Source organism: Streptomyces sp. NPDC086077 (genome assembly GCF_040686175.1).
Classification (GTDB): domain Bacteria; phylum Actinomycetota; class Actinomycetes; order Streptomycetales; family Streptomycetaceae; genus Streptomyces.
Window position 1 is genome coordinate 16098 of record NZ_JBFBJT010000045.1, and the last position, 12906, is coordinate 29003.

General features: G+C 72.0%; 12 protein-coding genes. 6 read left to right on the forward strand and 6 right to left on the reverse strand.

The genetic code is table 11. From position 1 onward, the window contains the following. Positions 1-144 precede the first annotated feature (144 nt). From AB0O67_RS15690 to AB0O67_RS15700, 3 genes are all read right to left on the reverse strand, one after another. Positions 145-1152, reverse strand: coding sequence for a (-)-alpha-amorphene synthase (locus AB0O67_RS15690; protein WP_365450196.1), 1008 nt, complete (start codon positions 1150-1152; stop codon positions 145-147). Beyond that, complete coding sequence (locus tag AB0O67_RS15695; RefSeq protein ID WP_365450198.1) at positions 1136-2488, reverse strand: cytochrome P450; 1353 nt, start codon at positions 2486-2488, stop codon at positions 1136-1138. Before AB0O67_RS15695 ends, AB0O67_RS15690 begins: the two co-directional genes overlap by 17 nt. Positions 2489-2812: 324 nt before the next feature. After that, positions 2813-3388: a TetR/AcrR family transcriptional regulator gene (locus AB0O67_RS15700; protein ID WP_365450200.1), complete on the reverse strand. Its 576-nt coding sequence runs from the start codon at positions 3386-3388 to the stop codon at positions 2813-2815. Between the two features lie 248 nt (positions 3389-3636). On the opposite strand from AB0O67_RS15700, the gene AB0O67_RS15705 reads away from it, so the two are divergent. The 4 genes from AB0O67_RS15705 to AB0O67_RS15720 are packed head-to-tail and all read left to right on the forward strand — an operon-like array spanning position 3637 to position 8438. Then, positions 3637-4209, forward strand: a complete 573-nt coding sequence (locus tag AB0O67_RS15705; protein ID WP_365450202.1) for a 2Fe-2S iron-sulfur cluster-binding protein — start codon at positions 3637-3639, stop codon at positions 4207-4209. Beyond that, positions 4206-5201 (forward strand): xanthine dehydrogenase family protein subunit M, encoded by a 996-nt coding sequence (locus tag AB0O67_RS15710; RefSeq protein ID WP_365450205.1) that lies wholly within the window; start codon positions 4206-4208, stop codon positions 5199-5201. Before AB0O67_RS15705 ends, AB0O67_RS15710 begins: the two co-directional genes overlap by 4 nt. Next, positions 5198-7315 (forward strand): xanthine dehydrogenase family protein molybdopterin-binding subunit, encoded by a 2118-nt coding sequence (locus tag AB0O67_RS15715; RefSeq protein WP_365450208.1) that lies wholly within the window; start codon positions 5198-5200, stop codon positions 7313-7315. The genes AB0O67_RS15710 and AB0O67_RS15715 overlap by 4 nt, the downstream gene beginning before the upstream one ends. Beyond that, positions 7308-8438 carry an XdhC/CoxI family protein gene (locus AB0O67_RS15720; protein WP_365450211.1) on the forward strand — a complete coding sequence of 377 codons (1131 nt, stop codon included), beginning with the start codon at positions 7308-7310 and terminating at the stop codon, positions 8436-8438. Before AB0O67_RS15715 ends, AB0O67_RS15720 begins: the two co-directional genes overlap by 8 nt. A 127-nt stretch (positions 8439-8565) precedes the next feature. On the opposite strand, the gene AB0O67_RS15725 is transcribed toward AB0O67_RS15720, so the two are convergent. Then, positions 8566-8952, reverse strand: coding sequence for a DUF5997 family protein (locus AB0O67_RS15725; RefSeq protein WP_365450213.1), 387 nt, complete (start codon positions 8950-8952; stop codon positions 8566-8568). Between the two features lie 58 nt (positions 8953-9010). On the opposite strand from AB0O67_RS15725, the gene AB0O67_RS15730 reads away from it, so the two are divergent. Beyond that, positions 9011-9802 (forward strand): LysR family substrate-binding domain-containing protein, encoded by a 792-nt coding sequence (locus AB0O67_RS15730; protein ID WP_365450216.1) that lies wholly within the window; start codon positions 9011-9013, stop codon positions 9800-9802. Positions 9803-9809: 7 nt separating this feature from the next. On the opposite strand, the gene AB0O67_RS15735 is transcribed toward AB0O67_RS15730, so the two are convergent. Both AB0O67_RS15735 and AB0O67_RS15740 read right to left on the reverse strand, forming a co-directional pair. After that, positions 9810-10505, reverse strand: a complete 696-nt coding sequence (locus AB0O67_RS15735; protein ID WP_365450219.1) for an HAD family phosphatase — start codon at positions 10503-10505, stop codon at positions 9810-9812. A gap of 4 nt (positions 10506-10509) precedes the next feature. Continuing rightward, positions 10510-11001, reverse strand: a complete 492-nt coding sequence (locus AB0O67_RS15740) for an Lrp/AsnC family transcriptional regulator (RefSeq protein ID WP_365450221.1) — start codon at positions 10999-11001, stop codon at positions 10510-10512. Positions 11002-11257: 256 nt separating this feature from the next. On the opposite strand from AB0O67_RS15740, the gene AB0O67_RS15745 reads away from it, so the two are divergent. Beyond that, positions 11258-12754, forward strand: coding sequence for an FUSC family protein (locus AB0O67_RS15745; RefSeq protein ID WP_365450223.1), 1497 nt, complete (start codon positions 11258-11260; stop codon positions 12752-12754). Positions 12755-12906: the final 152 nt, after the last annotated feature.

The window sequence follows — 12906 nt, forward strand, 5'->3', positions numbered from 1 at the left end:
AACGATGCGCCATGGCCAAACCTCAGCCCGATGACGACAGGGATGGGTGAATCCTCCGCCCTGTCGGGTTCGACGGGCCTTTTCGGGGTAGCTTGGATCGGATCGGCTCTCTGCGAATGGCGTCAGGGGGCCGTCGCCGGACCGTCAGAGGACGGCGGCCGTGGTGGCGGTGTCCGCGTAGCGCGGGACGGTGCGGGACCAGTAGTAGCAACCGCGGATCCAGCCCGCCATGCCTTCCACATAGGCGGCCCCGGCCGCGCTGAGGTCCGGCTCGACCTCCGCGCGTAGCCGCTCGAATTCCCTGATGGTGCCGTTGATCTGGCGGATCGCCAGCATGACGGCCTCAGGCAGTGAGCAGCCGTACGCGCGTCGGTGGGCCAGAGCCAGATTGATGACTCCCCCCTCGCGCTGCTCCTTCACGGCGGAATACAGGTCGGGTATCCACACCGCCGCGTCGGCCGACAGCCGCCCCAGCCGCCGCATGACGGGGTGGTGGAGCTCTCCGGGGTCGAGTTCATGGGGCGCGTCGGCTTCGCACAGCGGATAGAAGGGCTCGACACCCGCGATCAGTGCGCGTATCGAGCTGCACAGCCCGATGCGTACGGGAGACGTCTGCGTCTGGGCCACCGATTCGTACAGCAGACCGTGCACGTACTCACGGGAGTTCCACGCCCATCGTGCGGCCTGGGCCGGTGTGCACCGCTCCTGGACCCGCCGGTAGAGGTCGGCCAGGGCCGCCCCGAGCGCGGTGCTGGGAGGCTGGTCGTCGCGGAGGATGGCGATGCTCTCGCTCAGCATGGGCAGCAGCCGGCCGGGCCGTCGGCGGCCGACCTCCTCCGCCCGGTCGTCGAAGATGAACTGGTAGGCGATCTGGTCGGCCACGAGCTGGAGCACGTCGGCGGCCATCGTCGGGCTGTTGCAGGCCGCGAGTTCGGCGGGCCGGGTGCGGACGATCATCTCCGCCGTGGCGGGATCGTCGTTCAGCCCCCAGGTGTGCAGCCAGGAGTCGACGCCTGCCGCGGCCTCGCGTTCATGGGGATTGATCGAAAAGGGGAAGGGCATGTAGAGGGTGGTCTCGATCAGTTCCTTGAGAGTGCCCGCCGGAATTCCGCTGCCGCATGCGACGGGAATTCCCTCATACGTTGTCGACACCGTTGTCACCTGCCATTCGGTTGTGGTGGCTGTGATGACGCGGCTCGCAGAGCATCATCAGGGACCTCGGACCCAATGTCACTGCTGGACGCGGCCGGCTTTCCTGTCCCGACACCGGACGCAAACGCCAGTGAGCGGCGACCGTCGCGACCCCCACCATCGCCTCGGCGACGGCGAAGCGGTCGCCGATGCATTTGCGGTTCCCCGCGGCGAAAGGCAGCATCGCGCCCTTCGGTACGGCCGACAGCCGCTCCGGCAGCCAGCGTTCGGGAAGAAACCGTTCGGGCTCGGGAAAGGAGGCCTGATCGTGGTGCAGGAGATAGGGGCTGTACAGAACCATCGCCCCCCGCGGCAACCGCCGCCCGCCGAGCTCCGTGTCGCGCGTGGTGATCCGGGTGAACAGCCAGCCGGGCGGCCGCGCCCGCAGTGTCTCGGTGACCACGCACCGGGTGTACTCCAGGCGCGTCAGCTCCTCGTGACCCGGCGCGCGTCCGTCGGGGAGCACCGCGTCGACCTCGCGGTGCAGTGCGCGCTCAGCCTCCGGGTTATCCGCCAGCAGGCCGAACGCCGAGGCCAGACACATCGCCGTGGTCTCCACCCCGGTGAGCAGGAGGGTGAGGATCTGGTCGTGGATCTCCGGGTCGGTGATCCCCGAAGGTCCTTCGCCGTCCCCGTCCCGGGCCCCGTCGCCGTTCCCGTCCCGCGCCGCGAGCAGGGTGCCCAGGAGATCCTCGCGCGGCGGAGCCGCCCGTCGCTCCGCGATGATCGCGTCGATCAGTTCGTGCAGCCGGCGCAGCGCTCCCCGGTAGCGCCGGTTCGCCGGCGTGGGTATCCGGAAGACGGCGTCGACCGGCACGACCGTGCGCACGAACAGGCCCCGCACCACGGCGGCGAGGCACTCCCGCACCACGGCCGCCCGCTCGGCGTCCAGCGAGCCGGAGAAGAGCACCCGGCTGGTGACACGCGTCGTCAGGGTCATCATCGCCCCGGTCACGTCGACCTGTTCGCCCGCCCGCCACTCACGGCACAGGGCCCCGGCCTCCTCGGCCATCAGCGCGGTGTACGCGGCGATGCGTGCCGGATGGAAGCCGGGCTGCAGGAGCGTGCGCTGGCGGCGGTGCTCGGACTGGGGGCAGGTGACGATGCCGTTGCCCATCAGCGCGCCGAGCCTGTCGTACTGCGTGCCGCCCTTGTCGAAGGTGTGGGGATCCATGAGCATCCGGTGGACCAGCTGCGGATCGCAGAGCATCCAGGCGCGCTGCGGGCCGAGGCGTAACTCGACCAGATCCCCTTGTGCGGGAAGGGAATTGAGAAAGTCGAGCGGGCGGCGGAACAAGGCAATAGCATGACTGACGGATGGGAATATGCCTGGTGCAGTACCCACCCTCGATACTCGCTGCGGATCGGTCACGGCACCGCTCATCGAATACCCCCTGCCTCAGCGGACACGCGGAAAGCCGGTGACTGCCCACCGGGCCCCGCTCCTGAATCTTTGTTCTGCCCAGTGCAACCCGGGATCGGCCCCTCGAATACTCTTCGGCGGGGGCGCACGGGAGCACAAAGAAGCGCCGGTGAACGGCAGTGGATATCGCTATACGAAACGACTGTACGAAACGACTATTGACTTCTGCGGAATGCGGTGTACGCACGCCGGGGAGCCTCAGTGCCCCGGAGCCCCCGCCCGCAGTCCGTCCATCACGAGGTCCAGCAGCCGGGTGGCGCGCGGTTGCCAGTCGGTGTGGGGGTCGAGCTGCCAGAGGCCGGAGATGGCGAGGGTGAAGTCGTCCGCGGTCACGCCGGGGCGGATGGTGCCGGCCTTCTCGCTGGCGCGCAGCAGGAGCTCGGCGGCGGCGATCACCGGGGTGGGGCCGGGCTTCTGCGCTCCCGGCGTGCCGGTGGCCTGCCGGATCGCCTCCGCCAGGCCGGCCTTGGTCATGGCGAACCGGGCGAGGTGGTCCATCCACGCCCGCAGTGCCTCGTCCGGTTCCCGGCTCTCCAGCAGCTCGGTCGCGCTGTCGGCGACGTGCTGCATCTCGTGCCGGTAGATCTCCAGGACCAGTGCCTCGCGATTGGGGAAGTTCCGGTAGAAGGTGCCCTGACCCACGCCCGCCTTCTTGGCTATCGCGCTCAGCGGAGCGTCCGCGCACCGGGTCAGCTCGGCCACCGCGACCTCCAGGATGCGCTCCCGGTTCCGCTGGGCGTCCGAGCGCTGGGGCCCCGCCTTCTTCTCCTGCACTCGTCCTCCCCGCGGGTCGTGTCCCGAACCCGGCCTTGCTAAGCGGACAACTGTCCGGTACTTTTGGTGATAGTGGACAGCTGTCCGGTTAACACCACCATAGCGGCGAGCGAGCGGTTTTCGCCATGTACAGCGCCATGTCGGCGCCTTTCCCCACTCTCCTGCTCCGTCTCTCGACCCTTTCTTCGCCCTCGTCTCCCTCGTTCTTCCTCGTCCGTGTGCCTCGGATACGTGAAAGAAGGCTGATCATGGCCGCCTCGACGTCCAGTGCCATCACCTTGAACATCAACGGCGAGAAATATCCGCTGTCCGTCGACCACCGCACCACCCTGCTCGACGCCCTGCGCGAGCGCCTCGATCTGACCGGCACGAAGAAAGGCTGTGACCAGGGGCAATGCGGTGCCTGCACCGTCCTGGTCGACGGCCGCCGGACGGTGTCCTGTCTGCAGCTCGCGGTCGCGGCCGACGGGCGGGAGATCACCACCATCGAGGGCGTGGCCGACGGTGATCGGCTGCACCCGGTGCAGCAGGCGTTCCTCGACCTCGACGGTTTCCAGTGCGGCTACTGCACGCCGGGACAGATCTGCTCGGCGATCGCCGTCATCGAGGAGCACGCGGCCGGCTGGCCGAGCGCCGTCACCGACGACGTACGGCCCGAAGCGGGACCACCACCCCTGACGCCGGAGGAGATCCGGGAGCGGATGAGCGGCAACCTCTGCCGCTGCGCCGCCTACGTGTCGATCGTCCAGGCCGTCGGCCGCGCCGCCGACGAGACCCGCGGGTCCCGCGAGACCCACCAGAGCAAGGAGGCGGCGGCATGAGGGAGTTCGGCTATGAGCGAGCCTTCGACGTCTCCGGTGCCGTCGCGCTGCTCGGCGACGACCCGGACGCCCGCTTCCTCGGCGGCGGCACCAACCTCGTCGACCTGATGAAGACCGGCGTCGAGCGGCCGGCCCGGCTCGTCGACGTGCGTGAGCTGCCCCTCGACCGCGTCGAGCCGACCGAGGACGGCGGACTGCGCATCGGCGCCACGGTCACCAACAGCGACCTCGCCGCCCACCCCGAGGTCCGCGGCCGCTACCCCATGCTGACCCAGGCGGTGCTGGCCGGCGCCTCCGGGCAACTGCGCAACATGGCCACCGTCGGCGGCAATCTGCTCCAGCGCACCCGCTGCGGCTACTTCGCCGACGTGACCCAGCCCTGCAACAAGCGCGTCCCCGGCACCGGCTGCCCGGCGATCGAGGGCGAGCACCACAACCACGCCATCCTGGGCGCCTCCGAGGCGTGCGTGGCCACCCACCCCTCCGACATGGCGGTCGCGCTCGCCGCCCTGGACGCCGTCGTCTCGTACGAAACGGCGGACGGGCCGGGGGAGTTGCCACTCGCCGGGTTCTACCGGCCCGTGGGTGACACCCCGCACCTGGAGACCGCTCTGCCGCCGGGCGCGCTGATCACCGCCGTCACCCTGCCGCCCGCCCCGGTCGCCGCCCGCTCCCGCTACCGCAAGGTGCGCGAGCGCGCCTCGTACGCCTTCGCGATCGGCTCCGTCGCCGCCGCGCTCGACGTCGAGGAGGGGACCGTACGAGAGGTGCGGCTGGCGTTCGGCGCGGTCGCGTCCCGGCCGTGGCGGGCCCGGAAGGCCGAAGAGCTGCTGACCGGAGCCCGTGCCGACGCCGAGACCTTCGCCGCCGCGGCGGACGCCGAACTGGCGGCGGCCCAGCCGCTGCCGCACAACCGCTACAAGGTGACCCTCATGCGCAACCTCGTGGTCGCCGTGCTGACCGAACTCGCCGAGGAGGCCGACGCCCGATGACCACCGTCACCCGCCCGACGTCCTCCGTCGGAACCGCCCACACCCGCGTCGAGGGCCGGGACAAGGTCACCGGCGCCGCCCGCTACGCGGGAGAGATCCCCTTCGCCGAACTCGCCCACGGCTGGCTGGCGTTGTCCACGGTCGCCCGTGGCAGCATCCGTGCCCTGGAGACCGACCGCGTCCTCGCCATGCCCGGCGTCATCACCGTCCTGCACCACGGCAACGCGCCTCGCCTCGACACCGACCACATCGGCCTGCTGGGCGTCCCGCCCGACCCGTCGGCCGCGCTCTTCCAGAACGACCGGGTGCCGCACTTCGGCTGGCCGGTGGCGCTGGTCGTCGCCGAGACCTCGGAGCAGGCCCGGGAGGCCGCCGAGGCGCTGGTCGTGCACTACGACCAGGAGCCGCACGACGTCGCCTTCTCCACCGACCACCCCGGCGTCCAGCCGCTGGACGGCCACATGCCCGCGGTGACCGCGAAGGGCGAGCTGGAGGCCGAACTCGCCAGGTCCGCGGTCGTCGTGGACGCCGAGTACACGACGCCGGAGGAGCACCACAGCCCGATGGAGCCGCACGCGGCGACCGCCCGCTGGGACGGCGGACGGCTCGACGTCCTCGACTCCAACCAGGGCGCCACCTGGGTCCAGGACAGCATCGCGAAGACCTTCTCCCTCGACCCGGGCTCGGTACGGGTCCGCTCCGAGCACGTCGGCGGCGGATTCGGCAGCAAGGGCGTGCGAGCCCATCAGGTGGCCGCCGTGATGGCCGCCACGGCCCTCCAGCGCCCGGTCCGGGTCGTCCTGACCCGCCGCCAGATGTTCACGCTGGCCGGCCACCGCAGCCCCACCACCCAGCGTGTGCGGCTCGGCGCGGACGCCGACGGACGGCTGCGGGCCCTGCAGCACCGCTCCCTCAACCACACGTCGACGGTCTTCGACTACGTCGAGCCCAGCGCCGGAGTGGCCCGGGTGATGTACGACGCCGACGCCCATCACACGGCCAACGAGGTCGTACGCCTCGATGTGCCGACCCCGACCTGGATGCGCGCGCCAGGCGAGGCACCAGGTGCGTTCGCGCTGGAGTCGGCGCTGGACGAGCTCGCCGAGAAGTGCGGTATCGACCCCATCGCCCTGCGCGCCCGTAACGAGCCCACGGCCGGCCCCGTCTCCGGACTGCCCTTCAGCAGCCGTAACCTCCTCGCCTGCTTCGAGGAGGGCGCCCGCCGCTTCGGCTGGGCGGACCGGGACCCGCGCCCCGGCGTGCGCAGGGACGGACGCTGGCTGATCGGCACCGGCACGGCGGCGTCCTCGTTCTTCGCCGGAGCCGCGCCCTCGACGGCGGCGATCACGGCGGAGGCGGACGGCACCTTCACGGTGCGCACCGCCGCCTCGGACATCGGCACCGGAGCCCGTACGGCACTCACCCTGGTCGCCGCCGACGCGCTGGACGTGCCGCCGGAGCGGGTCCGGGTGCGGATCGGGGACAGCGACTTCGGACCGGCGATGATCGCCGGCGGTTCGATGGGCACCCGCTCCTGGGCCTGGTCGATCACGGTGGCCGCCGGTGAGCTGCGCGAACGGCTCGCCCTGGGCGCGGACATCCCGCCGGAGGGCATCACCGTCCGGTCCGACACGACCGCGGCCCTGGGCGCCCTGTCCGCGAAGGAGCGGCACTCCTTCGGGGCGCAGTTCGCCGAGGTGGCCGTGGACGTCGCCACCGGCGAGGTCCGGGTGCGGCGCATGCTCGGCATCTTCGCCGCGGGCCGGATCGTCAACCCGCTGACCGCGCGCAGCCAGCTCGTCGGCGGCATGATCTGGGGCATCTCCATGGCCCTGCACGAGGAGGCCGTCCGCGACCAGGCCTCCGGCGCCAACGTCGGTGCCGACCTCGCCGGCTACCACGTCGCCACACACGCCGACGTACCGTCCGTCGAGGCGGACTGGGTGGACGACCCCGACCCCGACGACCCCGTCGGCATCAAGGGCATCGGCGAGATCGGCATCGTGGGCGCCGCGGCCGCGGTCGCCAACGCCGTCTGGCACGCGACCGGCGTACGCCACCGCAACCTGCCCATCCGGCCCGACCGCGTCCTGCCGGTGGCCACCGATGCTTGACATCGCCGAGGAACTCGACCGCTGGGCGGCGGAGGGCCGTGACTTCGCCGTGGCCACGGTCATCTCCGTCAGCGGCAGTGCCCCCCGCGCCCCCGGCGCCGCTCTCGCCGTCGACACGGAGGGCACGGTCATCGGCTCGGTCTCCGGCGGCTGCGTCGAGGGAGCGGTGTACGACCTGTGCGTCCAGTCCCTCCAGGACGGCGACACAGTCGTCGAACGCTTCGGTTACAGCGACGAGGACGCCTTCGCCGTGGGCCTGACATGCGGCGGCGCGATCGAGGTCCTGATCACGCCGGTCACCCAGGAGACCCGGCTCGTACGGAGCGCGCTGAGGGCCGCGTCCCGGGGAGAGACGGTGGCTCTGGCACGGGTGATCAGGGGCCCGGAGGAACTGCTCGGCAGACCGTTGCTGGTCCACGAGGACGGATCGTACGAAGCGGAAGCGCCCCCAAGGGCCGCGGAGGATGACGGGTCACCGGAGTCGTCCGAGCGAACCCGCGCCCGCGTCGCGACCGAGGCCCACGCCATGCTGGCCGAGGGCCGCACGGGCCCGCTCGAACTCCCCGGGCTCACCCTCTTCGTGGAGTCCGAAGTCCCCGCACCCCGCATGATCGTCTTCGGTGCGATCGACTTCGCCGCGGCCCTCGTCCGCACCGGCAAACTTCTCGGTTACCACGTCACCGTCTGCGACGCCCGCCCCGTGTTCGCCACCCGTGCCCGCTTCCCGGAGGCGGACGAGATCGTCGTGGACTGGCCGCACCGCTACCTCCGGCACACCCGGACCGACGCGCGCACGGTCCTCTGCGTTCTCACGCACGACGCCAAGTTCGACGTACCCCTGCTCACCGAAGCCCTCCGCCTGCCGGTCGCGTACGTCGGCGCCATGGGGTCCCGCCGTACCCACGAGGACCGCGAGCGGCGGCTGCGGGAAGCCGGGTTGGGGGAGCGGGAGTTGGCCAGGCTGCGCTCACCGATCGGCCTGGACCTCGGCGCCCGTACGCCGGAGGAGACCGCCGTGTCGATCGCCGCCGAGATCATCGCGGCCCGCCAGGGCGGCACGGGCCTGCCGCTGACCGGCTCGGGCACGCCGATCCACCGGAAGGAGGCCGCCGTGGCGGCGTAGCGGGGCAGCCGGCCTTTCTGGAGTGGGTCGGGCCGGGAGGCCGACTGCCTGCAGCGAGCGCGCCGGCCGGTAGGGACTGCGGCCCCCACGCCTGGCTTCAGGAGCCCTTGGCCTCGGGCGCCCGCCCTCAGGAGCCCTCGGCCTCGGCCTTCTTCTCCTTCAGCCGGGCCGCTTCCTTCCGCACGTCGGCCTGCGTGGCCTGTTCCTTCTCCAGCCACTCGGGACGTTCCTGCTTCAGCGTCTCGATCTGCTCGGTGGTGAGCGGCTCGGTCATCCCGCCACGCGCCAGACCCGCGATGGAGACGCCCAGCTTGGCCGCGACCACCGGCCGCGGGTGCGGGCCGTTGCGCCGCAGTTCCCGCAGCCACTCGGGCGGGTCGGCCTGGAGCTCGTTCAGCTCGGCGCGCGAGACCACGCCCTCCTGGAACTCGGCGGGGGTGGCGGGGAGGTACACACCCAGCTTCTTCGCCGCGGTCGCGGGCTTCATCGTCTGAGTGGTCTGGTGGGACTTCATGCACTCCAGACTATCCGCCGGATACGAGACATCCGACCACAGCCGGTAACCTGGCGGCGTGACAGGCTCGGAAGCACCCTCTACGTTCCGGCTCGCGTACGTCCCTGGGGCGACACCCGGCAAGTGGGTGCGGATCTGGAACGAGCGCCTGCCCGACGTCTCCCTCTCCCTCCTCCCCGTGACGGCCGCCGAGGCATCCGATGTGTTGCGCGACGGTGGCGCCGACGCGGGAATCGTACGGCTGCCCGTGGACCGTACGGTCTTCAGCGCGATCCCCCTCTACACCGAGACGACGGTCGTCGTGGTCCCCAAGGACCACCTGATCACGGCGGCGGACGAGGTGACGGTCGAGGACCTCGCCGACGAGGTCGTCCTCCACCCCCTCGACGACGTACTCGGCTGGGAGCGACCGCCGGGGGAGCCCGCCTTCGAGCGCCCCGCCACCACCGCCGACGCCGTCGAACTCGTCGCCGCGGGCATCGGCGTCCTCGCCGTCCCTCAGTCCCTGGCCCGCCTGCACCACCGCAAGGACCTCACCTACCGGCCGCTGGTGGACGCGCCCCAGTCGGGCGTGGCCCTGGCGTGGCCCGAGGACGCGCACACCGACCTGGTCGAGGACTTCATCGGCATCGTGCGCGGCCGGACGGTGAACAGCACCCGTGGCCGCACCCAGCCGGAGACGCCGCCCAAGGACAAGCGGGGCACCGAGTCCGCCGCCCGCCGCAAGCCGGCTGCGAAGCAGGCCTCACGGTCCGGCACCGCCAAGGGCGCTCCCCGAGGCGGCGCCAAGGGCAGTGCCAGAGGCACTGCCAAGGGCGCCCGCCGCGGCAAGCCCCGCCGCCGTTCCTAGAGGTTGGTCAGAGGCTACGGGCCGCGCGCGTGAGCCAGTCGTACGCCGCGTGTGCCGTGAACGCCGCCTGGCCGCCCCGCACCAGCAGGCCGGCGGTCGCGAAGTCCGGGCCGTCCGCCTGGTCGGCGACATAGGGGAGGGCGATGCAGCGCATGCCGGCCGCGTGGGCGGCGGCCGCGCCCGGGGCGGCGTCCTCGACGACCACGCAGCCGGAGGGGTCGGCGCCCAGGCGGCGGGCGGCCTCCAGGAAGACGTCGGGAGCGGGCTTGCCGTGGGCGACCTCGTCGGCCGAGACGACGGTGCGCAGCTGGGAGTCCAGGCCCGTACCGGCCAGGACCGCCGCGATGGCCTCGGGTGAGGAGCCCGACGCCACGGCCATCGGGACGCCCCCGCCGGCCAGCAGCTCCACGAACTTCCGCATCTCCGGATAGGCGCGGGTGGAGGCGCGGGCGAGTTCGAGGTAACGCCGGTTCTTGGCGGCGAGCAGCTCGGCGACCGGGGCGCGCAGACCGTAGCGCCCGCGCCAGTCGACGATCGTGTCCAGCGTGCTGATGCCGATGTACCGCTCGTGGTCGGCCCAGGTGTACTCCGGCACGCCGTGCTCGGCAAGGGTGAGCCGGCCGGCCTCGTAGTAGTTCGGCTCGCTGTCCACGAGCGTTCCGTCGAGATCGAAGATGACCGAGAGGCCGGCGAGATTGCTCATGGGGTCATGATGTCAAGGGCTGTCTGCGCGCCGTCCGCCCGATCGACTCCACCAGCGGCAGCAGCCGGTGCGGGACGCGTTCGCGCAGCGCCACCTCGGTGCGGGTGCGGACCACGCCGGGCATGCTGATCAGCTTCTGGATGACGTCTTCGAGGTGCCCGTTGTCGCGCGCCACGACCCGGGTGAGCAGATCGCCGCCGCCCGTGATGGAGAAGGCCTCGACGATCTCCGGTACGGCGGCCAGCGCGTCGCCCACCTCGTCGAGGTGGCCCTGCGTGACCTCGATGTGGACGAAGGCCAGCACCGGGTGGCCGAGGGCGGCGGCGGAGAGCGCCGGGCCGGTACCGGTGATCACGCCGTCCCGTTCCAGCCGGTCCAGGCGCGCCTGGAGGGTGCCGCGGGCGATGCCGAGGACGCGGGCGTACTCGCGCACGCTGGTGCGCGGCTGCTCCAGCAGCAGGCGCAGGATGCGGGTGTCCAGCTCGTCCACGGCCATCGCGCCCGGCCTCCTCCTGTCGGTCCTCGCCGACTGTACCAATGGCCCAATGAGGGATGACCGGCGCGAACCGTCCGACGTGGGCCGTTGGTCCGACGGCGGCTGGGCTGCGGTCCCCACGGCTGGTCCATTGGTCCAGTGAATCATGGGCGACTTGAGCCAGTGGCGGTAGTGATGCTGTCATGTGGGGGTCGATGGCGCTGCGGATCCCCGCGGCGCCTTTTTCATGCCGATGCGTGGCAGGGGGCGGAAAGCAGTGCTGAAGAGGGTGTTCGTGGCGCCGGACCCGGGGCGGGCGAGGCTGCGCTTCGCCGCGCGGGCCGTGCTCGGCATCGGCCTCGCGGTCGTCGTCTGCGGGCTCGCCGGTCACTCCCTCGTCGGCGCCGTCAGCGGGGGACTGGCCGCGCTGCTCGCCCTGTTCACCGTCACGGACGCCACCGTGCGCGGGCAGGTCGTCACCACCGCGCTGCTCCCGGCCGTCGGGCTGCCGGTCCTGGCCACCGCGGCCGTACTGCACGACCAGCCCGTCGCCCGTGACCTCACCTTCCTCGCCGTCGTCGGCCTGGGCGTCCATGCCCGCCGCTGGGGGCCGCGCGGACACAGCCTCGGTGTGTTCGCGTTCATGACCTTCTTCATCGCGCAGTTCCTGCGGGCCACGCCCGGACAACTGCCCGAGCTGGCGGCCGCCGTCCTGCTGTCCGTGCTCAGCGCGTCCGTGGTGCGCTTCGGGCTGTGGTGCTACGAGCGCCGGACGCCCCCGGCTCCGGCGGTCGCCCCGGCGGACGGCTCCGGTCTCGCCCGGATCACCAACCGGCAGGCGGTCCAGGCGACCGCCGGCGCGGGCTTCGCGCTCGTCGTGGGCCAGATGGTGTCCGCGGAGCGCTGGTACTGGGCCGTCGGCGCCACCTGGTGGATCTTCGTCAACACCACCTCACGCGGCGAGACCCTGGTCCGTGGCTTCCGCCGCGTCCTCGGCACCGTGCTCGGCGTCGGCCTCGGCCTGCTCATCGCCGTCCCGCTGGACGGCGCCCTGGTGCCGTCGGCCGTGCTCGTGGCCGCCTGCGTGTTCGGCATCTTCTACACGGCCGCCGTGTCCTACACCTGGATGATGCTCTGCGTCACCGTGCTCGCCGAACTGCTCTACGGCCTGCTGGACCTGCTTCACCCCGCCCTGCTCGCACTGCGCCTGGCCGAGACCGGTATCGGGGCGCTGGGCGCCGTGCTGGCCGTGCTGTTCGTGCTGCCGGTCACCACCCACACCGTCAACAACGCCTGGATCCAACGCGCCCTGCGCTGTGTTTACGCCTGCACCGCCGAGGCCGCCGCCCGCCTCGCCGGCGACAACGCCGCCGACCCGTCCCCACGCGTGGCCGAACTGGAACAGCTCCTCGGCCGGGTCCGGCTCGCCCTCGCCCCGCTCGTCCACCCGCTGAACCCCATGCTGGGCCGCAAGCGGCGCGCGCGGCAGGTCATCGCCCTGCTCGACGACTGCGTCCGCGAGATCCGCGGCCTCGTGGGCGTCGCCGCCGACGCGGAAGCCTCCCACGACGTCCGCCTGACCGCCGCCTGCTGGCGTGTGGAGGCCGCGGTGGAAGCCCTCACGGACGGTACGACGGAACAGGCCGCCGCCCTCGCGCCCGAGCCCCCCGCGCATGAAGGGGCCCTCGCCCATCTGCACGGCCTCGAGCGCGCCCTGACGGAACTGGCCACGCCCCTGCGCACACCGTCCGGGTCGCCGCTGGTCGGGGCCTGAGGACCGGCCGGCAGTCCGCCGCACGATCGACTGGAGAGTCGGCCTCTCCCGCTGGCCCGGCCCCTCGTCTGCGCCAGGCATGGCCCCTTGGTCTAGACCGCAGCGGCTCAACTGCTAGCGTCGCCCGCGACACCCGACAACCGAGAGGGGAC

Excerpts from the sequence above, each read along its gene's own strand:
- AB0O67_RS15705 (WP_365450202.1), top strand. The coding sequence starts at position 3,637 with ATGGCCGCCTCGACGTCCAGTGCCATCACCTTGAACATCAACGGCGAG.
- AB0O67_RS15710 (WP_365450205.1), top strand. The coding sequence starts at position 4,206 with ATGAGGGAGTTCGGCTATGAGCGAGCCTTCGACGTCTCCGGTGCCGTC.
- AB0O67_RS15715 (WP_365450208.1), top strand. The coding sequence starts at position 5,198 with ATGACCACCGTCACCCGCCCGACGTCCTCCGTCGGAACCGCCCACACC.
- AB0O67_RS15720 (WP_365450211.1), top strand. The coding sequence starts at position 7,308 with ATGCTTGACATCGCCGAGGAACTCGACCGCTGGGCGGCGGAGGGCCGT.
- AB0O67_RS15725 (WP_365450213.1), bottom strand. The coding sequence starts at position 8,952 with ATGAAGTCCCACCAGACCACTCAGACGATGAAGCCCGCGACCGCGGCG.
- AB0O67_RS15735 (WP_365450219.1), bottom strand. The coding sequence starts at position 10,505 with ATGAGCAATCTCGCCGGCCTCTCGGTCATCTTCGATCTCGACGGAACG.
- AB0O67_RS15740 (WP_365450221.1), bottom strand. The coding sequence starts at position 11,001 with ATGGCCGTGGACGAGCTGGACACCCGCATCCTGCGCCTGCTGCTGGAG.